Origin of the sequence: Ruegeria sp. HKCCA6707, from assembly GCF_013033515.1 — a bacterium.
Classification (GTDB): Bacteria; Pseudomonadota; Alphaproteobacteria; order Rhodobacterales; family Rhodobacteraceae; genus Ruegeria.
The window spans coordinates 367,136-393,157 of sequence record NZ_WQEG01000003.1 but is presented as its reverse complement, the minus strand read 5'-3'; the positions used below and the strand labels follow the sequence as shown (position 1 = coordinate 393,157).

The 26,022-nt window shown below is 58.8% G+C and carries 29 protein-coding genes and 1 tRNA gene; 20 read left to right on the top strand and 10 right to left on the bottom strand.

The window, feature by feature from the left end; genetic code table 11:
* Positions 1-13: 13 nt before the first annotated feature.
* Together nrdR and ribD are read left to right on the top strand one after the other, a co-directional pair.
* On the top strand, positions 14-484 hold the full coding sequence (nrdR, locus tag GOW40_RS10445) for a transcriptional regulator NrdR (RefSeq protein WP_171099929.1): 471 nt from the start codon (positions 14-16) through the stop codon (positions 482-484).
* Positions 481-1,581 (top strand): bifunctional diaminohydroxyphosphoribosylaminopyrimidine deaminase/5-amino-6-(5-phosphoribosylamino)uracil reductase RibD, encoded by a 1,101-nt coding sequence (gene ribD / locus GOW40_RS10440; protein WP_371731833.1) that lies wholly within the window; start codon positions 481-483, stop codon positions 1,579-1,581. Before nrdR ends, ribD begins: the two co-directional genes overlap by 4 nt.
* A 3-nt stretch (positions 1,582-1,584) precedes the next feature.
* Here ribD and GOW40_RS10435 read toward each other — a convergent pair whose 3' ends face one another.
* The 3 genes from GOW40_RS10435 to GOW40_RS10425 form a co-directional block, all read right to left on the bottom strand.
* On the bottom strand, positions 1,585-3,591 hold the full coding sequence (locus GOW40_RS10435; RefSeq protein WP_171130230.1) for a capsular polysaccharide biosynthesis protein: 2,007 nt from the start codon (positions 3,589-3,591) through the stop codon (positions 1,585-1,587).
* The gene (locus GOW40_RS10430; protein ID WP_254444393.1) at positions 3,588-4,706 is read right to left on the bottom strand and encodes a polysaccharide biosynthesis/export family protein; all 1,119 of its coding nucleotides are present in this window, start codon (positions 4,704-4,706) and stop codon (positions 3,588-3,590) included. Before GOW40_RS10430 ends, GOW40_RS10435 begins: the two co-directional genes overlap by 4 nt.
* 108 nt (positions 4,707-4,814) lie before the next feature.
* Positions 4,815-6,113 carry a capsule biosynthesis protein gene (locus tag GOW40_RS10425; RefSeq protein WP_171130228.1) on the bottom strand — a complete coding sequence of 433 codons (1,299 nt, stop codon included), beginning with the start codon at positions 6,111-6,113 and terminating at the stop codon, positions 4,815-4,817.
* 129 nt (positions 6,114-6,242) lie between these two features.
* Between GOW40_RS10425 and GOW40_RS10420 the strand changes: the two genes are divergently transcribed.
* Complete coding sequence (locus tag GOW40_RS10420) at positions 6,243-6,830, top strand: riboflavin synthase (RefSeq protein ID WP_171130226.1); 588 nt, start codon at positions 6,243-6,245, stop codon at positions 6,828-6,830.
* A 3-nt stretch (positions 6,831-6,833) separates the two neighbouring features.
* On the opposite strand, the gene GOW40_RS10415 is transcribed toward GOW40_RS10420, so the two are convergent.
* Positions 6,834-7,889, bottom strand: coding sequence for a phosphatase PAP2 family protein (locus GOW40_RS10415; protein WP_171130224.1), 1,056 nt, complete (start codon positions 7,887-7,889; stop codon positions 6,834-6,836).
* A gap of 220 nt (positions 7,890-8,109) precedes the next feature.
* Between GOW40_RS10415 and ribB the strand changes: the two genes are divergently transcribed.
* From ribB to GOW40_RS10390, 5 genes are all read left to right on the top strand, one after another.
* Positions 8,110-9,231: a 3,4-dihydroxy-2-butanone-4-phosphate synthase gene (gene ribB / locus GOW40_RS10410; protein ID WP_171130222.1), complete on the top strand. Its 1,122-nt coding sequence runs from the start codon at positions 8,110-8,112 to the stop codon at positions 9,229-9,231.
* A gap of 2 nt (positions 9,232-9,233) precedes the next feature.
* A complete protein-coding gene (locus tag GOW40_RS10405) occupies positions 9,234-9,785 on the top strand; it encodes a 6,7-dimethyl-8-ribityllumazine synthase (protein WP_171130220.1) in 552 nt (183 codons plus the stop codon).
* The gene (gene nusB, locus GOW40_RS10400) at positions 9,782-10,264 is read left to right on the top strand and encodes a transcription antitermination factor NusB (RefSeq protein WP_171099915.1); all 483 of its coding nucleotides are present in this window, start codon (positions 9,782-9,784) and stop codon (positions 10,262-10,264) included. The genes GOW40_RS10405 and nusB overlap by 4 nt, the downstream gene beginning before the upstream one ends.
* A 59-nt stretch (positions 10,265-10,323) precedes the next feature.
* Positions 10,324-10,620, top strand: a complete 297-nt coding sequence (locus GOW40_RS10395; RefSeq protein ID WP_171130218.1) for a hypothetical protein — start codon at positions 10,324-10,326, stop codon at positions 10,618-10,620.
* 137 nt (positions 10,621-10,757) lie between these two features.
* Complete coding sequence (locus GOW40_RS10390; protein ID WP_171130216.1) at positions 10,758-12,143, top strand: PIG-L deacetylase family protein; 1,386 nt, start codon at positions 10,758-10,760, stop codon at positions 12,141-12,143.
* 208 nt (positions 12,144-12,351) lie between these two features.
* Here GOW40_RS10390 and GOW40_RS10385 read toward each other — a convergent pair whose 3' ends face one another.
* Entirely contained in the window at positions 12,352-12,777 is a 426-nt protein-coding gene (locus GOW40_RS10385; protein WP_171130214.1) for an SRPBCC domain-containing protein, read from the bottom strand.
* The gene (locus GOW40_RS10380; RefSeq protein ID WP_171130212.1) at positions 12,774-13,094 is read right to left on the bottom strand and encodes a helix-turn-helix transcriptional regulator; all 321 of its coding nucleotides are present in this window, start codon (positions 13,092-13,094) and stop codon (positions 12,774-12,776) included. The genes GOW40_RS10385 and GOW40_RS10380 overlap by 4 nt, the downstream gene beginning before the upstream one ends.
* 112 nt (positions 13,095-13,206) lie before the next feature.
* On the opposite strand from GOW40_RS10380, the gene GOW40_RS10375 reads away from it, so the two are divergent.
* Positions 13,207-13,638 carry an MmcB family DNA repair protein gene (locus tag GOW40_RS10375; protein WP_171099904.1) on the top strand — a complete coding sequence of 144 codons (432 nt, stop codon included), beginning with the start codon at positions 13,207-13,209 and terminating at the stop codon, positions 13,636-13,638.
* Here the strand turns inward: GOW40_RS10375 and GOW40_RS10370 are convergent.
* The gene (locus GOW40_RS10370; RefSeq protein ID WP_171099902.1) at positions 13,635-13,823 is read right to left on the bottom strand and encodes a DUF6324 family protein; all 189 of its coding nucleotides are present in this window, start codon (positions 13,821-13,823) and stop codon (positions 13,635-13,637) included. The genes GOW40_RS10375 and GOW40_RS10370 overlap by 4 nt on opposite strands.
* Before the next feature lie 78 nt (positions 13,824-13,901).
* Here GOW40_RS10370 and GOW40_RS10365 point away from each other — a divergent pair, with 78 nt between their 5' ends.
* The 7 genes from GOW40_RS10365 to GOW40_RS10335 all read left to right on the top strand — a co-directional run bounded on the left by GOW40_RS10365 (position 13,902) and on the right by GOW40_RS10335 (position 18,380).
* Complete coding sequence (locus GOW40_RS10365) at positions 13,902-14,384, top strand: GNAT family N-acetyltransferase (RefSeq protein WP_171130210.1); 483 nt, start codon at positions 13,902-13,904, stop codon at positions 14,382-14,384.
* A gap of 47 nt (positions 14,385-14,431) precedes the next feature.
* A tRNA-His gene (locus GOW40_RS10360) sits at positions 14,432-14,508 on the top strand.
* 92 nt (positions 14,509-14,600) lie between these two features.
* Positions 14,601-15,617, top strand: a complete 1,017-nt coding sequence (gene dusA, locus GOW40_RS10355) for a tRNA dihydrouridine(20/20a) synthase DusA (RefSeq protein ID WP_171136417.1) — start codon at positions 14,601-14,603, stop codon at positions 15,615-15,617.
* A gap of 30 nt (positions 15,618-15,647) precedes the next feature.
* Positions 15,648-16,472: a sulfite exporter TauE/SafE family protein gene (locus tag GOW40_RS10350; RefSeq protein WP_171130206.1), complete on the top strand. Its 825-nt coding sequence runs from the start codon at positions 15,648-15,650 to the stop codon at positions 16,470-16,472.
* On the top strand, positions 16,469-17,251 hold the full coding sequence (locus tag GOW40_RS10345) for a hypothetical protein (RefSeq protein WP_171136418.1): 783 nt from the start codon (positions 16,469-16,471) through the stop codon (positions 17,249-17,251). The genes GOW40_RS10350 and GOW40_RS10345 overlap by 4 nt, the downstream gene beginning before the upstream one ends.
* Before the next feature lie 34 nt (positions 17,252-17,285).
* A complete protein-coding gene (locus GOW40_RS10340) occupies positions 17,286-18,014 on the top strand; it encodes an STAS/SEC14 domain-containing protein (protein WP_171136419.1) in 729 nt (242 codons plus the stop codon).
* Between the two features lie 12 nt (positions 18,015-18,026).
* A complete protein-coding gene (locus GOW40_RS10335) occupies positions 18,027-18,380 on the top strand; it encodes a nuclear transport factor 2 family protein (protein WP_171130200.1) in 354 nt (117 codons plus the stop codon).
* Here GOW40_RS10335 and GOW40_RS10330 read toward each other — a convergent pair.
* From GOW40_RS10330 to ccmI, 3 genes are read right to left on the bottom strand one after another with little or no spacing between them, the layout of a single operon-like run.
* Positions 18,377-18,610, bottom strand: coding sequence for a DUF1289 domain-containing protein (locus GOW40_RS10330; RefSeq protein WP_171130198.1), 234 nt, complete (start codon positions 18,608-18,610; stop codon positions 18,377-18,379). The genes GOW40_RS10335 and GOW40_RS10330 overlap by 4 nt on opposite strands.
* Before the next feature lie 17 nt (positions 18,611-18,627).
* Entirely contained in the window at positions 18,628-19,092 is a 465-nt protein-coding gene (gene ruvX / locus GOW40_RS10325; protein WP_171099881.1) for a Holliday junction resolvase RuvX, read from the bottom strand.
* Positions 19,089-20,312, bottom strand: coding sequence for a c-type cytochrome biogenesis protein CcmI (gene ccmI, locus GOW40_RS10320; protein ID WP_171130196.1), 1,224 nt, complete (start codon positions 20,310-20,312; stop codon positions 19,089-19,091). The genes ruvX and ccmI overlap by 4 nt, the downstream gene beginning before the upstream one ends.
* 175 nt (positions 20,313-20,487) lie before the next feature.
* Between ccmI and GOW40_RS10315 the strand changes: the two genes are divergently transcribed.
* The 4 genes from GOW40_RS10315 to GOW40_RS10300 all read left to right on the top strand — a co-directional run bounded on the left by GOW40_RS10315 (position 20,488) and on the right by GOW40_RS10300 (position 25,935).
* On the top strand, positions 20,488-21,732 hold the full coding sequence (locus tag GOW40_RS10315) for a sarcosine oxidase subunit beta family protein (RefSeq protein WP_171130194.1): 1,245 nt from the start codon (positions 20,488-20,490) through the stop codon (positions 21,730-21,732).
* A gap of 226 nt (positions 21,733-21,958) precedes the next feature.
* The gene (locus GOW40_RS10310; RefSeq protein WP_171130191.1) at positions 21,959-22,288 is read left to right on the top strand and encodes a sarcosine oxidase subunit delta; all 330 of its coding nucleotides are present in this window, start codon (positions 21,959-21,961) and stop codon (positions 22,286-22,288) included.
* A 67-nt stretch (positions 22,289-22,355) separates the two neighbouring features.
* Positions 22,356-25,370 carry a sarcosine oxidase subunit alpha family protein gene (locus GOW40_RS10305; RefSeq protein WP_171230952.1) on the top strand — a complete coding sequence of 1,005 codons (3,015 nt, stop codon included), beginning with the start codon at positions 22,356-22,358 and terminating at the stop codon, positions 25,368-25,370.
* Positions 25,363-25,935, top strand: a complete 573-nt coding sequence (locus GOW40_RS10300) for a sarcosine oxidase subunit gamma (RefSeq protein WP_171136421.1) — start codon at positions 25,363-25,365, stop codon at positions 25,933-25,935. The genes GOW40_RS10305 and GOW40_RS10300 overlap by 8 nt, the downstream gene beginning before the upstream one ends.
* The last annotated feature ends 87 nt before the right edge of the window (positions 25,936-26,022 follow it).

The window sequence follows — 26,022 nt, the reverse complement described above, 5'->3', positions numbered from 1 at the left end:
GAGGAGACGGCGGATGCGCTGCCCGTTTTGCGGAAATATCGACACTCAGGTCAAGGATTCACGCCCGGCAGAGGATCACGTCGCGATCCGCAGGCGCCGGTTTTGCCCCGCATGTGGTGGCCGGTTCACGACCTATGAACGGGTGCAGCTGCGCGATCTAGTGGTCATAAAGACCAATGGCAAACGCGAAGACTTTGACCGCGATAAGCTTGAGCGTTCGATCCGCATCTCGATGCAAAAACGTCCGATCGAGCCGGACCGCATCGATCAGATGATCTCGGGCATCGTACGCCGCTTGGAAAGCATGGGTGATACCGACATCCCGTCCAACAAGATTGGTGAGATCGTTATGGAAGCTCTGGCCCGGATCGACACGGTGGCTTATGTTCGGTTTGCAAGCGTCTACAAGAATTTCCAGGCGGCCGACGACTTTGAAGAGTTTGTGCACGAGTTGCGACCGCCGCAGCCAACCTCGGACGAGTGACCGCAGAAGATAACCGATACATGGCGTTGGCCCTGTCACTGGGGCGGCGAGGCCAGGGGACGTGTTGGCCTAACCCCGCTGTGGGTTGTGTCATTGTGCGCGACGACCGGATCGTTGGCCGCGGCTGGACACAGCCCGGTGGGCGCCCGCATGCAGAAACCCTGGCGCTTGCGCATGCGGGCACCAAGGCTCGTGGGGCCACAGCCTATGTTTCGCTGGAACCTTGTTCCCATCACGGCAAAACGCCGCCCTGCGCACAAGCATTGATCGACGCAGGGGTCGCGCGTGTTGTTTCCGCCATCGAAGACAGTGATCCACGCGTTGCGGGCCAGGGTTTTGAGATGTTGCGCGCCGCTGGGATCGAGGTTGAAACCGGTGTTTTGGCCAAAGAGGCGGCGCAAGATCACGCCGGGTTTTTTCTGAAGACCGAACAAGGCCGCCCGTTTTTGACGCTGAAACTGGCAAGCAGCTTTGACGGACGTATCGCTACAGGCTCAGGCCACAGCCAGTGGATCACGGGCCCAGCTGCGCGCCGCGCTGTCCACGCCATGCGCGCGCGCCACGATGCGGTGATGGTGGGGGCAGGGACGGCGCGCGCGGATGACCCCGCGCTGACAGTGCGTGATTTGGGGATCGCGCATCAGCCAGTGCGCGTTGTCGTCTCGCGCCATCTGGATCTGCCGCTGATGGGTAATCTGGCACGTACGGCCAAAGAGCATCCGGTTTGGATCTGCCACGGTCCGCATCCCGATCCCGACCGCATTCGCGCGTGGGAAGGGTTGGGGGCAAAGCTGATCCCGTGTGCGCTGGAGGACCATCACCTTGATCCCAGCGACCTGCTGCAACAGCTTGGCAATGCAGGGTTGACCCGCGTGTTTTGCGAGGGTGGGTCGGCTTTGGCGGCCTCACTGCTGGCCCGTGATCTGGTGGATGAATTGGTGGGGTTCACCGCAGGTCTTACCATCGGTGCCGAAGGTCTTCCTGCCATCGGGGCGCTGGGATTGGACAGTTTGGACAACGCCGCGCGGTTCCAATTGATCGAGACGCAGACGGTAGGCCCAGACATCCTGCATCGCTGGCGCCGCGCGAACGACTAGACCTCAGCGCCAAAGATTTGCATGGGTCGCGAATGTACCCTGTAATTTCGACAATAACCTGTTCAAAAGACCGATAGACGGATCGGGCTCGTTGGCCAGCCGTTCAACGACAACCTCGACCGGGCAGGGCATGCCTGTCACCGGATCAAGATAGCGCGGATAGTCGATCAGCGAGGCGTGAATCAGCCCGGCCAGCGTAGGCCGCGCACCGCGACGAGCGGGCACACCGCCCAAATCGGTGGTCAGCCCCCATCCCGCATAAAATGGCGCGCCCAGAGTGGTCACCGGGATCTCGCGTAACAGGGCCTCAAAGCCCAGCAGTGAGGTCATTGTCCAGACCTCGTTCACATGCTGCAACAGGTCAGCAGGATCCGTGTGGCGCAGGATCACATCCGCAAGACCTTGGGTCTCGACTGCTCCGTCCCGCAACCCTGCTTCGACATCTGGGTGAGGCTTATACAGGATGACCGCATCCGGGTTGGCATCCCGAACAGCCTGCAACAGCGCCAGATTGCTGCGCACCTGGCTCGTTCCCAAACGGATCGAGGCGTCGTCTTCCACCTGTCCAGGCACCAGAATCCGATGACCCTCGGGCAGAGGCGGTGTCGGTTGGCCGATATTGTATTTGCTCAAGCCAGCCTGGCGCAGCTGAGTGATCAGTGCTTCGGCCCGCAGCTGTTGATCGGGTCGCAGAGCTTCCCGTTTGGTGATCCAGTGTTCCAGCTGGCTGGGCCGGGTCGGGTCATAGTAAATGCCCTCGTTATCCGTGACCAACGACAGCGGCGGTACAAGCTGCGCCCCCAATCCACGCGACCGCAGAAACCCATCCTCGACCCGCGTGACGGCCGATGCTTCGCCCGCGCGGCTGGCCCAGACCATGTGCGGCTGGTTCGGGGTGCCTTCTGTTGCGGCGGTAAACCTGACTTTCTTGTACCGGCCAAACATCCGTTGCAGATGCGGGCGCTTCCACAGACGCATGCCCGAGGCGGTCCAGCCCTTGTGATCCGCACGCCAACTGCGCGTTTGCGCCTCAAGCGTGTCGAGCACCATTTCCAATTCACAAAGCCGGTCGCGATAGGGGTCGTACCAGGTGGGATAGAGGATCATCGCGGCAGCAAAAAGTTGCGCTCGGGTCAGGCTGCGCTGGCGCCGAGGCAGCGGGTCTTCATCCTGCGTCAGGCCCCAACCCGAATAAAAAGGCTGACCAAAGACGCGCGGCTTATGCCCGGCTAAAATCGCCTCGAACCCCAGCTGCGAAGACAGGGTATAGACCCCAACTGCCCCCTCCAAAAGCGCCCAAGGACTTGCAGGGGCTTCCAGCAGTGAGATGCGCTGATTTTCGTCCTCGGCGGTGAAAAAGCCCGGGCGATGCCCCGCAGATGTTTCAGGATGGGTCTTGATCACAACCTGCGCTCCGGGGTTTTCCTCTTGCGCCATGACCAGCATTTCAAGGAATCTGGCCCGTGTGCCGCGATTTGCAGTGACCGAGGCATCGTCGCGGGTCTGGTCGACGACCAGAACATATCCGGGCTCGGGCAGTGCGGTGTCGTTGTCGAACGCAGAATACTTGCTGAGCTGCAATTCCTGCATCCGGGCCATCGCACCGCGCGCGCGGTTCAGTAGAGCGGTATCGTCCAGCGGTTCATTGACCAGAAGCTGCTCCAGGTCCGTCGGCGTTGACGGATCGAAATGCACCCCGGATCTGTCCAGCAGCAGTCCCAAAGGTGGCTCGCCGCCGCGCCCCGGGTGCAATGACCGCAGAAACGCATCTTCGACCCGCAGCACTGGCGCTTCGTATTTCTGCGCCATGCCCAAACCGCGATGCGCTGTCGGGCTGTTTCCCCAAACGCCAACCCAGTCACCCTGGCCCGGCACCCCCAAGCGGATATCGTAGCCCGACAGAGACAGAATGCGCCGGACGCGCCGCTGGGTCAGAAAACCGCCATTGTAAACCAAAAGCCGGGACCGTTTGGCCCCGGCCTGGGTATCCGTTGCAGGATCGGGCGTCATCCGCCTGTCAGGGTCGTGATATTGGCAAAGGGTGTCAGGCCACCGGCGATCAGAGAGACCGATTTACTCCACTGGGCGTAGGGGGCTTCAGTCACATAGATCGTATCGTCGTCACGGATGACAAAATCACGGGCCACGAACAGACCATTGGGTGCAGTCAGGTTCAACAGATAGATCACACGCTGTTCACCCTGCAAATTGGGCTGCCCCATCACATTGCGGGCGACATCCTCACGCTCATTACGCAGAACAAAAATACCGGTAGGGTCCGAGGACAGCGACTGCAAGCCACCAACTTGAGCCAGAGCTTCGAGTGCTGAAAGATCCTGACTGTCGAACGCGACGCGCGACTGCCCGCCAGTGGCCCCCAGCGCGATATAGGAGCGGCTGTCTTCTTCCACCAGGATACGATCACCGCCCCGCAAGGCGATGTCGGTCGTTGGCATACGAAACAGATCGTCGTACCAGATTGTTCCCTTCTTTCCGTCGCGGATGACCGTGACCAGGGCAATGTCGGTGGCGACCGTAACACCGCCTGCACCGGCCAGCATGCCCGAGAGCGTCCGTGTCGGATGTTCGATCGGATAAAGGCCCGGCACGCCGACTGCACCAGTCAGAGATACAGCAGAGCCGTTGCCAGGCGCGCGGCTGATCTGGACCTGCGGATCAGGGGTTTGATCTTCCAGCTTGCTCGAAATCAACATGCGCAATTGTTCAGGCGTATTACCGGCTGCGCGGACACGACCGGCGTAGGGGACAAAGATAAACCCGTCTGCATCCACCTGAACACCTTCCAAACTGGTTGCGTTGCTGGTCTCGCCTGACAACAGGCCGTCATCCACATTTTCCCAGATTGTAAGGCTAAGCACGTCGCCCGGACGCACCGTATCTGCCGTCACGCTTTGTGCATTGCGGAAATCATGAGAAAACCCATATTGCGGAACGGTCGACGTGGCGCGCGCAACGCGATCATCGACTTCAACGACGAAGGCGTTGCCGCCATTCGCGGTCGATCCTGCCAGAATTTCTGTTTTGTTCGGCCCTGCCTTTGGCAGCTGACATGCTGCCAAAACTCCGCAAACAGCTGCTATCGCAGCCATGCGCGCCCATCGCATGGAAGATAAATGCACTGCCGGATATCCTCAATATTCTGTGGTTCTTGTCTTTTGTTTTCGGCAACGTACCTGTTTTTTACGCCAACTTCCAGTTGCAGGTCTTTGAGATTAGCCGATGATTCGCAACTGTGGCCTCTCAGCCGCGCTGCTGGTGAAACGGGCCTGATAGGGGTCTTGCTCATTCAGCATCATATCGACGGCGCGCCTTAACAATTGACGGCGACCGCGTCGCGAATAAAACCCCCCGGGAACCTGGCTGGTCGCCAGCAAAAACCGTCGGTAGGTTCGATAGTACTCGGCGTCTGGTGGCTGAGGGTTGGCAAAGAACTCCGACACAGATTGTCGGGAGACAAATTCGGGCTTGTCATAGACCGACTGCCCGAAACTGCGCAACGGCAGGCCGCGCCACAAAACCTGCTGTCCTGCGGTCGAGTTTATGGTGACCGCCGATTGCGCATCGTCCAGCAGACCGGCCAATTTGCCCCCCGGAACATAATGTACGCGATCATCGATCTTCAGCTTGCGGGCCAGTTGCGCGACCAACCGGCGCAAAGGTTCGCGGTGGTTTTCCAGGGGATGTTCCTTGATCACAAGGTGGTGGTGTCGGGGCGCACCTTCGGCAAACCCTGTTACCATCTCCTGCACAAAGTCAGACATCCGCGCATAGCCGGAATGCGACTGGACCGAGCTATCATGTCCCAGTTGCAATAAAACGAGGTGGTAGGGGAAGCCGCTGCGATTGACTTTCCACGTTGCCAGCTCGCGCCGCAGGCGGTGAACCGGCATGCGCAGCAATCGTTTGAAATACAGCGCAAATTCCTGAGATACAGAAACCTCGCGATGTGACCGAAAATGGCGGTAATTTCGGTTCAAAAACATCACGAACCAATGATAGAGCGCACCATAGAAAATATGCTGCCGCATATCTCCCCAATGGGTTGGCGGCGGGGGTGATCGCTGCTCGGACCGATCCAGACATTGCTCCATGTCAGCCACGCTCATCTGCATCAGGCGGGAGTTTCCATTCGAGCCGTCGCGCTCATATGTGACCCACCAAGGGCGCAAATAGCCTTCTTCGAAGACATGAACCGTAAGGCCCGCAGCTTTTGCAATCTCAACAGCTTGTGCGTGAACGGGACGGGTGTCGCCATATAGCACCAGATCTGTCACGCTCAGTTCCGCGATCATCTGCCGGAAGGTGTCGGGCCAGTTCTCGGGCGTGTCCATGAAGGGCACGTAGCTTTGCGCATCGCGCCAAAAGGCCTGGTCACCTGCGTTGAAACCAACCCGCCATGCTCTCGCACCAGTCGCGCGTAGAACTTTTGCCAACGACCAGAAAAACGGACCATGGGGTCCTTGAAGGAACAAAAAACTACGCTGCCCTGAAGCGGAATAATCAAAGGACATGGGACTGCTTCTGCCTCTTTTCTTTCTGACAATGCCTGTTTGTGCCCATCGGAGCAAGGCAGGGCTTGCCCGCAAGCTCACTTGCCCTTACCTCGGTGCCAGTCAGCCTAAGCGAAAGAGGGTTAAGGAATGTTCACTGGGATCGTTACTGATATCGGCACCATTGCCGAGTTGGACCAGCAAGGTGATCTTCGCGCACGCATTCGCACTGGCTATGACACCAACGGGATCGATATCGGAGCTTCGATTGCCAGTGATGGCGTGTGCCTGACCGTTATCGCGCTGGGTCCTGACTGGTATGATGTCCAGATCAGTGCCGAGACCGTGTCAAAGACCAACCTGGACACATGGAGCCTCGGGAAGCGGGTCAACCTTGAACGCGCGCTCAAAGTCGGGGACGAATTGGGCGGGCATATCGTGTCGGGCCATGTGGACGGTGTGGCAGAGGTGATTGCCGTAAAAGATGAGGGCGACAGCAAGCGCGTGACATTGCGCGCGCCCAAAGACTTGGCGCGGTTCATCGCGCCCAAAGGCTCGGTCGCGCTGAACGGGACATCGCTGACGGTCAATGATGTGGATGGGTGCGATTTCGGCATCAACTTCATTCCGCACACCAAAGAGGTCACAACCTGGGGCGATGTCGCTGTTGGCGACCGTGTGAACCTCGAGATCGACACGCTCGCCCGCTATGTGGCGCGTTTGGCGGAAACGGTCTGAACTTCAGGCGTTTGGTCCAAACCGCGCGGTCAGCTTTTTGGCCAGCCACCAAAAGAAGACCATCAGCAGTCCCGAGGCATAGCCGTCAATCGCATAGTGCCAACCAAGATGCACTGACCCCAACAGGATAGTGAAGGCGAAGCCTGTCAGCGCCCAACCGGCCCAACGTGCATAGCTGAATCCATAGAAGGCCAAAAGCACGCTTGAGGCGACATGCATACTGGGCATTGCGGAAATGCCCCGCGCGGGACCAGCATTGTGATAACCCTCCAGCAACATGTTTTGCACGCTCAGCGACCAGACCGGGCTTATTTCATTTGATTGGCGCAGCATTTCCATCTGCGGCGCAAACTCGAGCCCCAGACCAAAGGCTTCGAAATAGACCGGGCCGACCGAGGCGAAAACCGTAGCTAAAAGGTTGCCACCGACGAACCAGCACAACACGAAAGCCACAAGAAACACGGTGCAACGATTTGGGTCTCTTCGATCCAGGCAAGCCACGCAAACCGCAATATAAAGCATGGGAAACCACATGTGATAAGCGACGTTCAGCGCGGTGGTCACGTAAGGTGACCCAAAGATGGGCCAAAGCAATACCCAGGGATCAAAGCCGCCGTGCAGCCATCTATCCCATCTCGCGAACTCGGCGTCCCAGAGAGACGGGTTCACCGCATGAATTTCATTCTTAAGGAACGTGTACGACGCAATCAAAGCAACGATGCTGCCAAAACAGAGCACTGCATCAGGAGCCTTTTGGGGGTCGGTCAGTTTAGACCACAGATCGTGTAGCAGCCATTTTATCGGTTTGGCAGGGCGGATCGAAAAAACGGCCACGCCAAAACGCCAAAGCACGAAATTGGCGAACATAAAGAGAAAAAGCTTGAACGAAAGCCCCAGCATGAGTGATGTCGAGGCATCCCAGAAAGACCTTCCGACATAAATGCTGACTGCGACCGCGCAAACCAGTTGTAATCCGACAAGCGACAACAGCAATCGATTGCGCCAAAAGGCGGTTCCAAAAGCGACACTTGAGGCGGGCACGTCAACGGTCTTGAACATGGTGCGGAGGGTCTTGTCTGACGTTGGAAATACTGCATACAGAACTCTGCCAGCTATCGGGCGATCAAAGGGCTTGTTTTGGGCAATTTGAGGACAAACCCGGGAGAGATCCGCCAAACGTCGGGTAAATGGCAACAATCGCAGGGCGCATACGCTCTGGTCTTTGCCTTGCGCGTGGTCTATCCCGCGTTGCAGAAATGCTCTTGTGAAAGGCTGCCCCATGAGCTTTGAAACCCCCGGTCCGGTCGAGGCCCAATTGCGCGACGCGATCAGCCCGATCGAGGACATCATTGATGAGGCGCGCAAAGGCCGGATGTATATTCTGGTCGATCACGAGGACCGCGAGAATGAGGGCGATCTGGTCATTCCGGCAGAATTTGCCGATGCGGATGCGATCAATTTCATGGCCACCCATGGGCGCGGATTGATCTGCCTGCCGATGACCGCCGAGCGGATCGATTCCTTGGGCCTGCCGATGATGGCGGTCAACAATTCCTCGCGGCACGAGACGGCCTTTACCGTGTCGATCGAGGCGCGAGAAGGTGTCAGCACCGGGATTTCCGCCGCTGACCGGGCGCTGACCGTGGCGACCGCGATAAACGAACAAAACACCATGGCGCATATCGCGACACCTGGTCATGTCTTCCCCTTACGCGCCAAGCGGGGTGGGGTGCTGGTGCGGGCAGGCCATACCGAAGCTGCCGTGGATATCTCGCGTCTGGCGGGGTTGAATCCCGCTGGTGTGATCTGCGAGATCATGAACCCCGACGGTACGATGGCGCGCCTGCCGGATCTGGTGGAATTCGCCAAAACCCACGATATGAAGATCGGAACCATCAGTGACCTGATCAGCTATCGCGCGCGCAATGACAATCTGGTGGTCGAAACCTCGCGCCAGATGGTGACATCGGAATATGGTGGCGAATGGGAGATGCGGCTCTTTACTGATCAGACCCATGGGATCGAACATGTGGTCATGATCAAAGGGGATATTGCAACGCCCGAGCCGGTCTTGACCCGTACCCATGCCTTGCATGAAGCGCCGGACATATTGGGGCTTGGTCCCAAATCCTCACGCGAGTTGCCGCGCGCGATGGAGAAGATTGCCGCCGAGGGTCGGGGCGTTGTGTGCCTTTTCCGTCAGCCGCGCAACTCGCTCTATGCGGCCGAGGACGAAGGCCCGCGCACCATCAAACGCACGGGTCTGGGGGCGCAGATCCTGTCCAAAATGGGGATTCAGGAACTGGTGTTGCTGACAGACTCACCGGAAACGAAATACCTGGGGCTCGACGCATTTGGTTTGTCCATCGTCGGCACCCGCTCAATTCTCAAGGATGACTGATCGTGGCTGAACAAGACAAACACGGCGTTCTGCCAACGCCGACATTCGACAAACCCGTGAAGCTGCTGATCGTGGCGGCTCCGTTCTATCGCGCCATCGCTGACAATCTGATCGCCGGGGCCAAGGCCGAGATCGAGGCGGCTGGTGGTACCTGCGAGGTGGTCGAGGTGCCCGGAGCGCTGGAAATTCCCACGGCTATCGCGATGGCAGACCGCCAATGCGATTTTGACGGTTATGTCGCGCTGGGCTGTGTAATCCGGGGCGAAACAACGCACTATGAGACGGTCTGCAACGATTCCAGCCGCGCCATCCAGTTGATGGGGCTGCAAGGTCTGTGCATCGGCAACGGAATTCTGACTGTCGAGAATGACGAGCAGGCCGAAGTGCGCGCGAACCCCGAAAAGATGAATAAAGGTGGCGGCGCGGCAGCTGCGGCCTTGCATCTGATCGCGCTCAGCCGTAAGTGGGGCTCTTCCAAAAAGGGCGTGGGCTTCAAGCCGCCGTCCGAGTCCATCCTTGTGGCGGGCGACAGCAACGGATCCACGACAGCATGACCCAGACAGACGCGCCCAAACCGGCCAGTAAAAAACGACTGATGAAATCCGCCGCCCGGCTTTATGCCGTGCAGGCGCTGTTCCAGATGGAGCAGTCGGGTCAGACGACCGAAGCGGTTGTGGCCGAGTTTCTGGATCACCGGTTTGGCGCTGTCTATGAAGGCGATGAAATGCTCGAGGGTGACACCAGCCTCTTCCGCAAGCTGGTTGACGATGCGGTGAACTATCAGGCGCCCATTGACCAGATGACCGACCGCGCTCTGGTCGCCAAATGGCCGATCGGCCGCATCGATCCGACTCTGCGCGCCGTGTTCCGTGCAGCCGGCGCAGAGCTGACCCAAAGCGATACACCGCCCAAAGTTGTGATCACTGAATTCGTCGACGTCGCGCGCGCCTTTTTCCCGGAAGGTAAAGAGACGAAATTCGTCAACGCCGTGTTGGATCACATGGCGCGCGAAGCCCAGCCCGAGGCATTCTGACACCTTTACGCGGCCCAAATATGCGCTAACCTGAATGTCACAGCGCAAAGGGGTTCGTCATGCCAAAACTGATCCGTCTGTATATCACCCAAGTGGCAATGGGCTTTGTCATCTCGGCAGTCTTTGTCGGTGTTCTGCTGGTCTTGAACGTGGCCAACCTGCGCACGCTCATCTTGGGCTCGGATATTGGCCTCGTTGCCTTGGCGATGATCTGGTTCATGAATGGTATCGTCTTCGCAGGCGTTCAGTTCGGGTACAAGATCATGAGCATGGCTGAGAAACCGCAAGGTCCGCGTCGTGGTACGTCGGTCGTCGCCGGCTTGAAGCCCGCAACAATCCGAGTTGAAAAAACCTAAGAGCCGCGTCGGAAGGCTCATCCTGCCGCGGGTGTGGCCTACGGAGCGTATTTTTGGTTCAAACGGCTTGAACATGACGCTGCGTTGTCCTTTCATGCCTGTCAGCGACAAGAAAAGGCAGCAAAAGAGCCGAGCTTTTGAACACTCTCACATATGAAGAGGTTATTGCGTCCCCGAGTTTTCGCGATGATCTTGAATCCTTAAACCACGCAATTGCCGAAGGGTTGTCAAAGGCTGGTGAGCCAGTGGCGATAAACGGTAACGTGTGCTACGGCCATATGCAGGAAGACTTCCACTTGACGGCTATGTCGCCTGGGATGGAGCCGAAAAGGCGTGCGCTTTTTCAAATGGCTCAGAGCAGCTCGTGTTTTGCAGAAGTGGGTGTGGCCGGAGGCCACGCTGCATTGTTGGCCCTTCATTCCAATCCATCGCTGAAGTTCATAGGGATTGACCTTGGTCAGCGGCTACGGGCGTCGTGGCCACCCGTGAACATCTATGTTCCTATTGTTTTCAAGTGGTTTGAGACCAGGTTTCCGACGCGCGTAAAGCTTTATCTGATGGATGCGATTGATGGTCTTCGTCAGGCGGTGGCAGAACGCCCCTTTGGTTCAATTGATTTGCTGCATTTGGACGCCGCGAAGAACAGCAGAGTCTCCGAGCTCGAGACAGCTTGGCCGGGATTGGCTGGTCGATGCTACTTGTTCCAAGGGGATAACAAAAACGGGAAGGTGAAGGAGAGTTCCAATCAGTTGATCGCAGAAGGGCGCGCGCGGCGGGTTAGCTCGTCTAGGTTTCAGAATTTCGCAAACGCCAATTTTGACGTATTGGAAACCGGGCCAGACGTGGCAGCGGGCAAGGTTAGTCTTGCCAGCCTCAAGGATGACAGGATTCTTCTTTGCGTTTGCCATCAGGATGATGAGACGTTGTTCTGCGGCTCCACCTTGGCGCATTTGAAAGATCGGGCGGATGTGACCATCGTCAGTTTCTTTCGACCCGCTCCAAACCGCAAAGACACAAGTACGCGTGAGGCGGCAATGCAGCGCGTCTGTGACTCACTTGGTTTTCAGAGAGTCCAGTTCCCATTTGCCGTAGAGCCTGATCATCGCAGGCTGAGGCGATTCATTCAGATGCCGACAGGGCCCGAGCAGACGCATCCCAAGATCGTGCGTCCGCTAAACCGTCACCCCTTGTTTAATCTTTTGGAGGGATCGGTCTTTGCCATGATGCAGCAGTTCGCCCCGTCGACTGTCATAACCCATAACAGCATTGGAGAGTACGGTCACATTGAGCATGTGCTTTTGCACCATGCGGTTTCGCGTGCGGCCACACGATATAAATCCGCTCGAGTGCTGAATTTCGGGGTTGGGCTAGATAAGCCGGATTTGCTTGTGCCGTCTTGTCCTGATCAGAAGAACAGGTTCTTTGACGAATACATGCCGCAATGGAATGGTCGTAAGATCTATGATTTTGCGCTTTCGGACGAAAGTTTTGTGAACCACAATCTTTCAGACCCCGAAGTCTAGGATGCGTATGTGGCGGGACCACCAGTCAACCGTGCGGTGTGATTCCCGAGGACCTGTATGTACAGGTGGGCGCCAGGTAATCAGGCCAGGACCTGAACAGAGCCAGCCCCCTCGGAATTGCTTAAGGCCACCAGAATGCTACCAGTCACAAGAAGGGCAGAACCCGCCACACGCCTAACTAGGGCGAATGGCGGGCAGGTACAAGGGGTCAGGCGTCAACAGGTTCGTGCAAGGCCGTACGCATCTTGCCAAAATGTTCGTCCCAGCCATTGTCCAGTGCCAGGATCAGTCCAAAACCTTCGGCGGTCTGAGGCAGCCCTTCATGGCGCAGGGCCAGACGGGTGCCACCCGGAACAGGATCGAGCGTCCATTTGACCACGCTCACCGCATCGCCCATCGGTTTGACGGTAAAAGTGTATTCCAGATATTCGGGCTTGCGCGCGGCTGTCACCGTGCCCCAGATCAGCAGATCGCCGCTGGTGGTTCCAAACATCTCCAGCTTTTGACCAGCGGCCAAGGGGCGCTCGGGTTTGTGGAACCACTCGGCCAGCCGATCAGGTTCGGTCAGATAATCCCAAACCGTGTCTGGATCGGCGCGCAGAAAGATGGTCTTTTGCAATATAGTCTCGGTCATTTTGCTTTCCTTTCAATGGCTTCTTTCAGATTGGCCAGGCGATCATCCCAGAACTGGTCAAAATAGCTGAACCAGTCCAGAACAGGGGCCATGCCCATGGGTTCCAGTCGATTGATACGTTCGCGCCCCCGGGTTTCGACTGTGATCAAGCCGCCATCCGACAACACGGTCAGGTGCTTCTTCACCGCAGCGCGGGTCATATCGAATTGATCCGTCAATTGAGCGATCGTCATGTCCTGTCGGGCCAGTATATGAACGATGTCCCGTCGGGTCGGATCGGCCAGCGCGCGAAACGCGTTTTGGGTTTGTGAGGTCATGGCAACTCCATTGTGATACCATTTGGTATCGTATTAATGGGATACCAAATGGTATCATGTCAACCCTGATGTGCGGCTTGATTTTTGTTCACGAATTGTTCACATTCACCACATGACCCTGGATCTGCAACCCGGACAAAAACTGGCCCGCGGCGTTTCGCGCCACTTGCTGACGCATGGCTTTGTATCTGTTGAGGAATTTGTGCCTGCGCGCGGGCTGCGCGTGGATGTCATGGGGTTGGGCCCAAAAGGCGAGCTTTGGGTGGTCGAGTGCAAATCCAGCCGCGCCGATTATCAGTCGGATGCGAAATGGCAGGGCTATCTGGAATGGTGCGACCGATTCTTCTGGGCGGTCGATACCGAGTTCCCGGTTGAACTATTACCGGATGAGACCGGCCTGATCATCGCCGATGCCTATGATGCCGAGATCATTCGGACCGGGCCGGAGACCAAACTGGCGCCAGCGCGGCGCAAGAAGATGATCCAGAAGTTCGCTGTCGACGCAGCCCGCCGCCTGCAAACCTTGCGCGACCCGCGAATTTAGCCTTTGACCGCACGCGCGGCTTGGGCGGCTGCGCGGATCTCCTCGGCGATCTCTTCGGCTTCTTCCGGGTCGAAATCCATCGGAATCTCGATGCCTGCGCCTTCAATGAACAGGCGCACCATACCTTGATCGGTCGGGCCGATTTGCAGGTTCGCTTCGATATCGCGTTCGGTGTTGATACCCATGGGTGCCTCCGGGGACTGAGATTGTGTGCTATCGCGCAGAGGGTTGAAAATCAAGCGAAGGATGCCGACAAAGACCGCATGTCGGATGTTCAGCTCAGACCGTTTCGCGCCGATGATGCGCCTTGGCTGGTGGAACGCCACGCCACGCTTTATGCCCGCGACGAAGGGTTTGACGACAGTTTCGGGCAGTTGGTCGCGCGTATTCTGGACGATTTCATCGCCGATCACGACCCCGAACGCGAACAGGGCTGGATCGCGGAGCGGGGCGGAACACGACTAGGCAGCATCTTTTGCGTCTCGCAAGATGATCAGACTGCCAAGCTGCGCCTGTTTCTGTTGGTGCCCGAAGCGCGCGGGCAGGGCGCCGGGAAACGTCTGCTGCGCACCTGTATGGATTTCGCGCGCACCGCAGGTTACCGCGAAATGGTTCTGTGGACCCACGAAAGCCACCGCGCCGCCTGCGCGCTCTATCGCTCCTTTGGTTGGCAGCTTTTGGACAGCAAACCAGTCCATTCCTTCGGTGTCGATCTGGTCGAACAAAGCTGGAGGATTCAGCTTTAATCCCCTTGCATTCCCCGCACGCCTTCGCTACATCGCCCTCCACAAGTGCCGCCTTAGCTCAGTTGGTTAGAGCGCTGGATTGTGGATCCAGAGGTCCCCTGTTCAAGCCAGGGAGGCGGTACCATCTTCCCAGCTTGATCGTTTCCAGTTAGTAAGCTGTTTCCGGGCACTATAGGGCGTCGGAGATGGTAAATTCTGTCAAAGGCAAGAGGCTTTATGTCGGTAAAAGCTCAACCTGACCTCCAATCTGCGGCCCGACTAAGCGTGGCGCCAATGATGGATTGGACCGACCGTCATTGCCGGTACTTCCACCGCCTGCTTAGCGCTCGGACGCTGCTCTATACAGAGATGGTCACGGCACCTGCGTTGGTGCGCGGTGGGGCGTTGCATTTGTTGGACTATAGTCCTGAAGAACATCCTGTGGCGTTGCAACTGGGGGGCTCGGATCCGCAGGAACTGGCGCAGGCGGCAGTGTTGGGTGCCGAGGCTGGCTATGATGAGATCAACCTCAATTGCGGATGCCCGTCGGATCGGGTGCAGTCGGGGACGTTCGGGGCTGTTTTGATGAAAGACCCCGCGCGGGTGGCAGAGTGCGTGGCCGCGATGCGAGAGGCGGTGGATGTCGATATCACCGTTAAGTGCCGTATTGGGGTGGATGATCAGGATCCCGAGACCGTCTTGCCTGAATTTCTGGACCGGATCCGCGCGGCCGGGTGTCAGCGCGTGACGATCCATGCGCGCAAGGCTTGGTTGCAGGGGCTCAGCCCCAAGGAAAACCGGGATATCCCACCTTTGGACTATGATCTTGTCCACCGGATGAAAGCGGAGTTTCCAGACCTGCATATCTCGATCAACGGCGGGATCACTTCAATTGCGCAGGCCAAGACCCATCTTGAGGCGGGGCTGGATGGGGTGATGATCGGGCGGGCGGCCTATCACCAGCCTGCGGATATTCTGGCCAGTGCCGATCCGCAGATCTTTGGTGCGGGCGAGGTCGCCGATCCGGTGGCGGTTGTCCATAAGATGGTGCCTTATGTCGAACGTCACCTTGCCAGCGGTGGACGGTTGCACCAGATCACCCGGCATATGCTGGGGCTGTTTGCCGGACGTCCTGGTGCGCGGGGATGGCGGCGTACGCTGTCAGAGGGCGCGGTGCAGGACAAGGCTGGCCCCGAGGTGATGCTTGACGCGCTGGCCCGCGTGACGCAGACGCAAGTGGAACAGGCGGTGTAAGACGGCCCCGGTGCCGTGGATGGGGGAATGATGCCCGAAACGATGTTGCTGGCCCAGATGCTGGGCCTTTTGCTGGTGATCGGCGCATTGGCCGGAGTGCTGGCGGGATTGCTGGGCGTGGGCGGCGGTATCGTGCTGGTGCCTGCGTTTTTCTATGCCTTTCAGACGCTTGGATATGGCGGCCCGCAGTTGATGCAACTGTGCCTGGCCACGTCGCTGGCGACCATCATCGTGACCTCGGTGCGCTCGGTTCTCAGCCACAACAAGAAAGGCGCGGTAGATTGGGAGATCCTGCGCGGTTGGGGCCCCGGCATCGCAATTGGCGCGATGGTTGGTGTTCTGGTGGCGTCGGCGCTGCGGACCGAATGGCTGCAGGCCCTGTTCGGTATTCTGGGTGTGGTGATTGGCCTCTATCTGGGGCTGGGTCGGTCGGAATGGCGTTTGGGTGATGCGATGCCCAAGGGGGTGCGCCGCGCGATCCTGTCACCGGTCATGGGGTTTCTGTCGGTGCTCATGGGGATCGGAGGTGGCAGCTTTGGTGTGCCGCTGATGAGCCTTTACAACACACCGATCCACCGCGCCGTGGCCACCGCTGCCGGGTTTGGCGTAATCATCTCGGTGCCTTCGGTGCTGGGCTTTTTGTTCGTGCCGATTGCGCCGGAACACCGCCCGCCTCTGACCATCGGAGCGGTGAACCTCGTCGCGTTTGTCATCGTCATAGCCATGACCACCGTGACGGCACCTTGGGGGGTCAAGCTGGCGCATGCGATGGATCCAAAGCCGCTCAAGCGCGTGTTTGCCGTGTTCCTGACGCTTGTGGCTCTGAACATGCTGCGCAAAGCGCTGGGCTTTTGATCGGCTTTGACGATACGGGCTGGATCCGGTTCCCAAAAGATTCGGTTCTGCTGAACTGGATCCGGCACGCTTTGCCCGCCGCACGCACCGCAGTCACTGACCCGACCCATGCGCGCTGGCTGGAATGCGAAGGCACGTGGTTCATCGGCGTCGATGCGCTCGACAATGACTTGCAGGGCCGAGTGGGACAGTCAGGGCCTCTGGCCGGGCAGGCGATGACATTCGTTGCCGAAAGATACGGAACACTTCCGCTGCACAAAGGGCAGGTTTCGGTGATCTATCCGGGGTATCCACGTCCCCGCGCGGGTGAGAGCGCGGCGGCTGCACGTTATCGTCGCAACCGCGACGCGGCCCATGTGGACGGGTTGCGCCCCACAGGGCCGGATCGTCGCCGCCGGGTGGAAGAGCCGCATGCCTGGATACTGGGTATCCCGCTGACCGAAGCCAGCGCTGACGCCGCCCCTATGGTTGTGTGGGAAGGCAGTCATAAAGTCATGGGCGCGGCTTTTGCCCAGGCGCTGGAAGGCAAGCCGCGTGACAGGATGCACCTTGAGGACATCACTGACATCTATCAGGCGGCACGGCGCAAGGTGTTTGACAGCTGTCCGCGTATAGAACTGCCTGCTGGGCCGGGTGAGGCATACATTTTGCACCGCCATTGCCTTCACGGGGTTGCACCCTGGGGTGAGACGGCGACAGCCGGGCCCGATGGAAGAATGATCGCCTATTTCCGACCCGAATGCGCTGGCGGTGTAGCCGAGTGGACCGAATCCCCGTAACCTCTTGCCATTGTTGGTTTGGGAGGTTGTTGAAATGATTTCTATTCAGGTGAATTCCGACGGCTCGATCATCGAAGCGGAGCTGTCAGGAGAGGTGACCAGCGCGGACTATTCCTCAAAACTGGTTCCAGCGATCGAGACGGCGCTTGCAGACAACGATGCTGTGCGTCTGCTGGTGATCGTGACGCCGGAATTCAAAGGGTATGATCTGGGCGCCGCGTGGTCGGATACAAAGCTTGGCCTCAGTCACTGGCGCGGGTTTGACCGTCTGGCTGTTGTGGCCGACCAGGGTTGGGTGCAGACCAGTGTGCGCCTTGCGGCGCCAATCCTGCCATGCCCGGTACATATCTTTAGTTTAGAAGAGCTGGAAGAGGCCCGTAGATGGATCCGCGAATCCCTTGGTGCGATCCATGTAACGGATTTGGGTGGGCCTTGCGTTCAGGTCAGCCTGATGGGGAAGGTCGACTCAGCCGAATACGCGCAGGCGCAGACGGACCTGGATGCCCTGCTGCACGAGCGCGAAGGGTTCCGGCTGTTGATCGACCTGCGCGAATTTGACGGTTGGCAGGGGCTGACGGCCATGGCATCGCATTTCCGCTTGGCTGCGGGTCACATCGGGATGCTGGATCGCGCTGCCATCGTCGGGGACAAGGCCTGGCAGAAAATGGCGCAGCGGATGGCAAGCCATGTCTTGGGAACGCGCACGCAGTATTTCCCGTCAGACGAGTATGAGAATGCGAAGTCTTGGCTGGCATCAGGATAAGGGGTCGGAAAGATGTCGATCCGCCAAGAGCTTGAAGCCGTGTTTGAAGCCTATGTTGCGGCCTACCGACGGTTGGACGCCAAAGGCTGCGCAGCTTGTTTTACACCAGACGGGCAGCTTTTTTCTCCGTTCGGTCATGCCAAGGGGCAGGGTGCAATCCAAGCCTTGCATGCGGACTGGCTTGCCGGAGGGGGCGAGACCAAAGAGATGTCGATTTTGGATGCGCACCAATCTGGAAACACCGCCTGGTGTGTTGCGCAATACTCCGAAAGTGACAGTGACGAACGGGGCGTTTCGGTCAATATCCTTGACCGTCAAGCCGATGGAACGTGGCGCATTCGGGTGTGCAGCCTGAACGAAGACTAGTCGCGATTCAGTCGAGCGGCACGCCCGCCACGGCGTTTTGCCAGACGCGGCTTTCGGTCAGGCAGGTCCTGCATGATCTTTGACCGTTCCGAACTGTCCATTTTGGACCAGCGGGTGATCTCATCGATGGTGCGGTAACAGCCGGTGCAAATACGCTCGGTCGGATGAACGACGCAGATCTGGATGCAAGGGCTTTCGACCTCGTTCCGTTTCCAAACCATCTTTGTCATATCTGTGTTCCGATCCATCAAAGAAAGCGCAGCCGATCCAGCGCGCCTTGCAGAATATAGCCTGCCGCCACGTGATCAATAACCTCTCCGCGACGTTTTCGTGTCGTATCCGCCTCGAGCAGTGCTTTTTCTGCCGCAACCGTGCTCAGCCGTTCGTCCCAGAACCCGATCGGTATTTCGGTCAAACGCGAAAGGTTTCGTGCAAAAGCGCGGGTCGATTGGCAGCGCGGGCCCTCGGATCCGTCCATATTGCGCGGCAGACCAAGAATTATGCCTCCGATCTCGCGATCCGCGATGATTTCAAGCAAACGGGCCGAGTCCAGCGTGAATTTCTTGCGCCTCACCGTCTCCAGAGGGCTGGCGACCGTGCGCATCCGGTCGGACACCGAAACCCCGATGGTCTTTTCGCCAAGATCGAGCCCCATCAGGGCTGTCATCGGGGCCAGAGATCCGACGAAATCTTCGAAGACGTCATGGATCATTTGGCAATTCCTGCACGCAGCGCGGCTTCTTCGATCAGTCGCAGCGCTTCTGGGTCATCGGCAAAGACTGTTTCGGCCTCGTCCCGGATCGCGATTGCGCGCCCGGCTTCGCCCAACACGCCAAGAGCTGCGATCAGACGTGCCCAATCCTGCGGCGATCCACCTTCGGTTGCCAGCCGGTCGGACAAATTGTTGACCATCCCTCGGATCATTTCTTGCCGCTCTTCGGGGGTCATTTCGGCGGCAGCGTCGACATCTGCCTGGGTCGGGCCTGGCGCAGACGGGCTTAGGTTCGGCGCGTTGAAGACACCGGCCCGGAAGGCAAGTTCATCCAGTTGGGCACGTATGGCCTGAACCCAAGGTGCGTCTGCCGGGGAGGTACGCACAATGTCCACCCACAGGCGGTAGGCCAGATCAGGGCGCCCGGTCTGTGCCAGCATCTGCCCCATGTAATAGCGCGCAGGCCCCAGATCCGGGTTGCGTTCCAGCGCTTGGGCCAGGGCCTGCTCAGCCTCGGGTGAGACATAGCCGCCGGCCGCAAGGATCATCATCTCGGCCAGATCCGCATAGTTTTGGGCACTCGCCGCGTCGCCGGAGAGTTCGATCACACGGGTCTGAGCCTCATAGCCAGTTTTGAAATTGCCTACATTGGTTTCGTGCTGGGCCAACAAAATGTGGCCCTGCAGATCATCCGGCCTTTGCCCGACCGCATCGCGCAGCTGGGTCAAAAGCGTCTGGTACTCTTCCGTCAAAGCGCTGGGCTGCGCTGGTGGCGCTGCTGCTTCGGCGGCTGTCTGGCTTGGGCGGTTCGCGTGGAACTCGGTCGCCAGAGCAATCCGCTCGGCCAGGGGCATGTCAGGAAAGCCAACCGCGCCCATCTGGCGATACATCAGCATCGCGCCTGCGATCAGAAAGGCGCCAACACTAACCAGCGTGATGACGGTAACAGCGCGCGACGGGCCGGTGCCGGAATGCTCGCCTTTCATCTGGGCATCGGCGGCCAGAATCCGACGCGAGATCTCGGTCCGGACACGCTCGGCATCCTCGTCACCGATCACTCCACGGGCCAGATCACGATCCACGCTTGCCAATTGCTCGCGATAGACGCGCAGGTCATAGGCCGCTGTGGGCTCGCCCTGGCTGCGCCCACGCAACAACACGAATCCCAGAAAACCGCTGACGACTGCCGCGATGAAAAAGATGAGAATCCAGAACGTCATCGTCCCTCCTGACCCAATGCTTCGATTTAGACCTCTGAGGGCTGCGAAAAAAGAGGCAAAAGACCGCGAAGCGCGCTCATGTCGCAATAGTGCGATATTGCGGCGCTGCATGGCACGGCTAAAATGTCGCCGCGCGGCATATCTGCGCCAATCACCGAACCGGATGGATTCGCTCATGAAACACTACTCAGCTTTTGCTGTTGCCCGAGAAGCGTTGCGCTATCACACAGGGTGGGAACGCGCATGGCGCTCGCCCCAGCCCAAGAAACGCTATGACGCAATTATCGTGGGCGCTGGCGGGCATGGTTTGGCGACGGCCTATTACCTGGGTCGGAACTACGGCATCCAGAATGTGGCCGTGATCGAAAAGGGCTGGCTGGGCGGTGGCAATACCGGGCGCAACACGACGATCATCCGGTCGAACTATCTGCAAGACCCGTCTGCGGCGCTCTATGAAAGGGCGCGCAGCCTCTATGAGGACCTGAGCCAGGAGCTGAATTACAACATCATGTTCAGCCCGCGCGGGGTGATCATGTTGGCGCAGACCCAGCATGAAATTCGCGGCTATCAGCGCACCGCGCATGCCAATGCGCTGCAAGGGGTCAAGACCGAATGGATCGGGCCCCAGCGCGTGAAAGAACTGGTGCCGATCATCAACCTCGATGGTCCACGCTATCCGGTTTTGGGCGGGCTATGGCAGGAACGCGGCGGCACCGCGCGCCATGACGCGGTGGCCTGGGGCTATGCGCGCGCCTGTTCGGCCATGGGGATGGATATCATCCAGCAATGCGAAGTGACCGGCGTGCGCTCGGACAATGGTCGGGTCGTTGGTATCGACACCACCAAGGGCGCCATCGATTGTGACAAGCTGGGCATCGTGGTTGCGGGCCATTCCGGTCAGTTGGCCGAGATGGCGGGCTTCCGTCTGCCGCTTGAGGCCGTCGCGCTACAGGCGCTGGTGTCCGAGCCGATCAAGCCCTGCATGGATGTGGTGGTCATGGCCAACACTGTGCATGGGTACATGTCGCAATCCGACAAGGGCGAAATGGTGATCGGCGGCGGCACCGACGGGTTCAACAACTACACCCAGCGCGGCAGCTTCCACCATATTGAAGAAACCGTCCGTGCATTGGTTGAAACCTTCCCGATGATCTCACGCCTGAAGATGCTGCGGCAATGGGGCGGGATCGTGGATATGACCGGTGACCGCTCACCCATCCTGTCGAAAACGCCTTTGGGCAATTGCTTTATCAACTGCGGCTGGGGCACCGGTGGCTTCAAGGCCATTCCGGGATCGGGCTGGGGCATGGCACAGCTGATGGCCACGGGCCATTCACCCCTCACCGAAGCCTTTACTCTGGATCGCTTCAAGGAGGGTCGCTTTATTGACGAAAGCGTGGCCGCCGGGGTGGCGCATTGATGTCAGTCGACACTATCTCCACCGCTATCGCTCGCGTCGAACCATTCAGAACGGTTCGGCCTGCGGCTGCGTTGTCGAGCGGTTTTGCGCTCTTCGGATCGAAATATCAGTGCGGCCACCAACGAGATTGCGGCAAGGGTACAAATAACAGTCAAGAAAATTGTAAAAATATCCATCCGCTCAATTTGCGCGTGTGGAGTGCGAAAATCAAGCAAGGAGTGGCGCAATGCTGATCCTGAGATGCCCCTGTTGCGGAGTCGACGCAGAAGAAACCGAATTGGCCGCCGGTGGCGAAGCGCATCTGAAGCGTTTTGGGCCAGGATCGTCCGATGACGATTTCCACGACTATCTGTTCATGCGCGAGAACCCCAAGGGCGTACATTTCGAGCGCTGGCGCCACGCCAATGGCTGCGGCAAGTGGTTTCATGTCGCCCGCTGCACCCGGACGCTCGAAGTGTTCGGCACCTATTCCGCCCAGACGACAGAACCCCCGCAAGAGATCAAAGACGCCATCACCGCAAAACGCCCAGGCTGGACCTGGAGAGAGTTCTCGTGATGCTTCATCTTTTCCAAAATACTCCCGCCGGAGGCCCTGACGCCTCCACCTGCGAAAGGTCCGCAGCATGAGCACCCGCCTGACAAAACAGGGCCGGCTTATCGACCGGTCAAAGAAGATCTCGTTCACCTTCAATGGCACAACGATGCAGGGCTATGCGGGGGATACGTTGGCCTCGGCGCTTCTGGCGAACGATCAGATGATGATGGGACGGTCGTTCAAATACCACCGCCCGCGCGGTGTGGTGGCCAGCGGCGCGGAAGAGCCCAATGCTCTGGTCGGTTTGGGTCAGGGCAATCGGTTTGAACCGAACCAACGGGCCACCACGACCGAGTTGTTCAATGGCCTGACATCGGTGTCGCAGAACCACTGGCCCAATCTGGATTTCGACATCGGTGCGGTGAACACGGCGCTGGCGCGGTTTTTGCCAGCGGGCTTCTACTACAAGACATTCATCCACCCAAAACCGTTCTGGAAACATATTTACGAGCCGTTCATCCGTCAGTCTGCGGGACTGGGCAAAGCGCCTGACAAAGACAGCCGGGATGCGGACACTTATGAGCATTTCTATGCCTTTACGGATGTTCTGGTAATCGGTGGGGGCGTTGCCGGACTGCAAGCGGCCAGGGCGGCCGCTCAGTCCGGTGCCAAGGTGATGCTGATCGAGCAATCGGCCCATTGGGGCGGGCGTGCTCCGGTGGACGGCGGAACCGTTGACGGCCAACCTGTGGATAAGTTCGTGGAACAATTAGTTTCCGAATTGGAAACAATGAAGAACGTCACCCTGCGAAACAGATGCATGGGGGCAGGCGTTTACGATCATGGCTATGCGCTGGGATACGAGCGCCTGACCGACCATAACCCCGGCATGCAAGGCCCGCGTCATCGCTTGTGGCGCATCCGGGCCAAGCAGATCGTAACAGCCACGGGTGCTATCGAACGCCCGTTGTCATTCGCGGGGAACGATGTACCCGGTGTGATGCTCGCGTCGGCCATGCGCGACTATCTTGTGAACTGGGGCGTGGTTCCGGGCGAACGAGTGATCATCGCCACCAACAATGATGACGCCTATCGCAGCGCGATCCTGCTGAAACAGGCAGGTGTGGATGTTCTGCGTGTGGTTGATGCCCGCGCCACCGCCGGTCCACTGGCGGAAGAAGCACGGCAACTGGGTATCCGCGTTGATCCCGGCAAGGCGATTGCAAAGGTCAAGGGTGGTAAGCGGGTCAAATCGGTGCAACTGTGCAATCAGGACGGTATCGGCGGCGCACGTGAAGAGGTCGAGGCCGACGCGGTTGCGATGTCGGGCGGCTGGTCCCCGGTGGTGCATCTTTGGTCTCATTGCGGCGGCAAACTGATTTGGGACGAGGCGCAAGCGCATTTTCGCCCCGATCCGACGCGTCCTCCGCTGGGCGCAGATGGCGAAGGCTTTGTCATTGCTGCTGGCAGCGCAAATGGACCTTTGGCGCTGGGCGACATTCTGGCCGATGCCGATGCGGCAGGCAAAGCGGCGGCCAAGGCGGCGGGGCACAAGCCCAAGCGCGCGAAGGCTCCGGTGGGTGAGGCCAGTTCCGAGGCTCCGATGGAGCCTGTATGGCTGATGCCCGCCAATGCTGACATCCAACTGCGCGGTAAGGCATGGCTGGATTTTCAGAACGATGTCAAAGTCTCGGACGTACAACTGGCCGCGCGCGAAGGCTATGAAAGCGTCGAACATACCAAACGATACACCACGCTGGGCATGGCGACAGATCAGGGTAAATTAAGCAATATCAACGGTTTGGCGATCCTTGCTAATGCGCTTGATGCTGAGATCCCTCAGGTCGGAACAACCACCTTCCGCCCGCCTTATACCCCGATTTCGATGGGGGCCATCGGTGGCGAAGCGCGGGGCGAGGTATTCCAGCCGATCCGCCAAACCCCGATGCATGACTGGCACGACAAGCATGGCGCTGATTGGGAGCCCGTGGGCCATTGGCGCCGGACATACGCCTATGTCCGACCCGGCGAGTCGGTGCATGATGCGGTGAATCGCGAGGTTAAAAACACGCGCGATAACCTTGGCCTGCTGGATGCCTCGACCCTTGGCAAGCTGATCGTCAAAGGCCCCGATGCGGGCCGTTTCCTGGACATGATGTATACCAACATGATGTCCACGCTGAAGGTCGGCAAATGCCGCTACGGTCTGATGTGTTCCGAGAATGGTTTCCTGATCGACGATGGCGTTGTGGCCCGGATCGATGAGGATACCTGGCTCTGCCACACAACCACAGGCGGAGCGGAGCGCACTCATGGCCATATGGAAGAATGGCTGCAGACAGAGTGGTGGGACTGGAAAGTCTACGTCGCCAATGTGACCGAGCAATATGCGCAGGTCGCCGTGGTCGGCCCCAATGCCCGCAAGGTATTGGAAAAGCTCGGCGGCATGGACGTGTCAAAAGAGGCGCTGCCCTTCATGGAATGGCGCGATGGCAAGATCGGTGATTTCGACTGCCGCGCTTACCGAATCTCTTTCTCGGGTGAGCTGTCCTATGAGATCGCGGTTCCCGCAAGTCAGGGTCAGGCGTTCTGGGACGCGCTGTTGGAGGCGGGTCAGGAGTTCGGCGTGATGCCCTATGGCACCGAATGCTTGCACATTCTGCGAGCCGAAAAGGGCTTTATCATGATCGGGGATGAGACCGACGGCACCGTGATCCCGCAGGATCTGGGGCTGCATTGGGCGCTGTCCAAAAAGAAAGAGGACTACTTGGGTAAACGCGCCCATGACCGCAGCCATATGACCGACCCAGATCGTTGGAAACTGGTTGGGCTTGAGACTGTGGATGGATCGGTTCTGCCCGATGGCGCTTATGCCGTAGGCGAGGGCGTCAACGCCAACGGCCAGCGCAACATGATCGGGCGTGTGACGTCGACCTATTACTCGGCCAATCTGGGCCGGGGCATCGCCATGGGCTTGATCAAACACGGTCCCGACCGGATGGGCGAGATCGTCGAGTTCCCCGGCACCGATGACAAAATCTACAAGGCCAAGATCGTCGACCCGATCTTCTATGACAAAGACGGGGAGAAGCAGAATGTCTGAACCCATCAGCGCACTGAACCACGCCAGTTATGACGGGATCGCAAGCGTCAAGGAATGTGGTCTGCAAGGCATGATCACCCTACGTGGAGACCTGTCTGACAAGCTTCTGGACAAGGCCGTAAAAGATGCTACCGGTCAGAAAGCGCCAGGTCAGCGCGAGGCTTTGGTCAAAGGCGACACGGGTGTCTGCTGGATGTCTAGCGACGAGTTGTTGGTGCTTGTTCCCTACGCCGAAGTGGGCGCAAAGCTGTTGGCCATGACCGCAGCCCTGAGCGGCACGCACGCTCTGGCCGTCAATGTCTCGGACGCGCGCGCCGTTTTCAGCGTCTCGGGCAGCCATGCACGCGATGTGATGGGCAAACTGGCCCCAGTCGATTTCTCACCTCAGGCCTTTCAACCTGGCCAAATCCGCAGAACCCGCCTGGCACAAGTAGCCGGGGCATTCTGGATGGATGACGCAGACACCTTCCGCGTGGTCTGTTTCCGTTCGGCAGCCGACTACGTGTTCAAACTCTTGAAGACTGCCGCGCAGCCCGGCAGTGAGGTCGGAGCCTACAACCGCTAGGCCCGCCCAGGGGCACCATGAGATAGCAAAATTGTTGCTCGCATCCGCATGCGCTCGGTTGGGAATTGGCAGCGCTGCCCTTTTTTG

Excerpts from the sequence above, each read along its gene's own strand:
- nrdR (WP_171099929.1), top strand. The coding sequence starts at position 14 with ATGCGCTGCCCGTTTTGCGGAAATATCGACACTCAGGTCAAGGATTCA.
- GOW40_RS10435 (WP_171130230.1), bottom strand. The coding sequence starts at position 3,591 with ATGACGCCCGATCCTGCAACGGATACCCAGGCCGGGGCCAAACGGTCC.
- GOW40_RS10430 (WP_254444393.1), bottom strand. The coding sequence starts at position 4,706 with ATGCGATGGGCGCGCATGGCTGCGATAGCAGCTGTTTGCGGAGTTTTG.
- GOW40_RS10425 (WP_171130228.1), bottom strand. The coding sequence starts at position 6,113 with ATGTCCTTTGATTATTCCGCTTCAGGGCAGCGTAGTTTTTTGTTCCTT.
- GOW40_RS10420 (WP_171130226.1), top strand. The coding sequence starts at position 6,243 with ATGTTCACTGGGATCGTTACTGATATCGGCACCATTGCCGAGTTGGAC.
- GOW40_RS10415 (WP_171130224.1), bottom strand. The coding sequence starts at position 7,889 with ATGTTCAAGACCGTTGACGTGCCCGCCTCAAGTGTCGCTTTTGGAACC.
- ribB (WP_171130222.1), top strand. The coding sequence starts at position 8,110 with ATGAGCTTTGAAACCCCCGGTCCGGTCGAGGCCCAATTGCGCGACGCG.
- nusB (WP_171099915.1), top strand. The coding sequence starts at position 9,782 with ATGACCCAGACAGACGCGCCCAAACCGGCCAGTAAAAAACGACTGATG.
- GOW40_RS10395 (WP_171130218.1), top strand. The coding sequence starts at position 10,324 with ATGCCAAAACTGATCCGTCTGTATATCACCCAAGTGGCAATGGGCTTT.
- GOW40_RS10385 (WP_171130214.1), bottom strand. The coding sequence starts at position 12,777 with ATGACCGAGACTATATTGCAAAAGACCATCTTTCTGCGCGCCGATCCA.
- GOW40_RS10380 (WP_171130212.1), bottom strand. The coding sequence starts at position 13,094 with ATGACCTCACAAACCCAAAACGCGTTTCGCGCGCTGGCCGATCCGACC.
- GOW40_RS10375 (WP_171099904.1), top strand. The coding sequence starts at position 13,207 with ATGACCCTGGATCTGCAACCCGGACAAAAACTGGCCCGCGGCGTTTCG.
- GOW40_RS10370 (WP_171099902.1), bottom strand. The coding sequence starts at position 13,823 with ATGGGTATCAACACCGAACGCGATATCGAAGCGAACCTGCAAATCGGC.
- GOW40_RS10365 (WP_171130210.1), top strand. The coding sequence starts at position 13,902 with ATGTCGGATGTTCAGCTCAGACCGTTTCGCGCCGATGATGCGCCTTGG.
- dusA (WP_171136417.1), top strand. The coding sequence starts at position 14,601 with ATGTCGGTAAAAGCTCAACCTGACCTCCAATCTGCGGCCCGACTAAGC.
- GOW40_RS10350 (WP_171130206.1), top strand. The coding sequence starts at position 15,648 with ATGCCCGAAACGATGTTGCTGGCCCAGATGCTGGGCCTTTTGCTGGTG.
- GOW40_RS10340 (WP_171136419.1), top strand. The coding sequence starts at position 17,286 with ATGATTTCTATTCAGGTGAATTCCGACGGCTCGATCATCGAAGCGGAG.
- GOW40_RS10335 (WP_171130200.1), top strand. The coding sequence starts at position 18,027 with ATGTCGATCCGCCAAGAGCTTGAAGCCGTGTTTGAAGCCTATGTTGCG.
- GOW40_RS10330 (WP_171130198.1), bottom strand. The coding sequence starts at position 18,610 with ATGACAAAGATGGTTTGGAAACGGAACGAGGTCGAAAGCCCTTGCATC.
- ruvX (WP_171099881.1), bottom strand. The coding sequence starts at position 19,092 with ATGATCCATGACGTCTTCGAAGATTTCGTCGGATCTCTGGCCCCGATG.
- ccmI (WP_171130196.1), bottom strand. The coding sequence starts at position 20,312 with ATGACGTTCTGGATTCTCATCTTTTTCATCGCGGCAGTCGTCAGCGGT.
- GOW40_RS10315 (WP_171130194.1), top strand. The coding sequence starts at position 20,488 with ATGAAACACTACTCAGCTTTTGCTGTTGCCCGAGAAGCGTTGCGCTAT.
- GOW40_RS10310 (WP_171130191.1), top strand. The coding sequence starts at position 21,959 with ATGCTGATCCTGAGATGCCCCTGTTGCGGAGTCGACGCAGAAGAAACC.
- GOW40_RS10305 (WP_171230952.1), top strand. The coding sequence starts at position 22,356 with ATGAGCACCCGCCTGACAAAACAGGGCCGGCTTATCGACCGGTCAAAG.
- GOW40_RS10300 (WP_171136421.1), top strand. The coding sequence starts at position 25,363 with ATGTCTGAACCCATCAGCGCACTGAACCACGCCAGTTATGACGGGATC.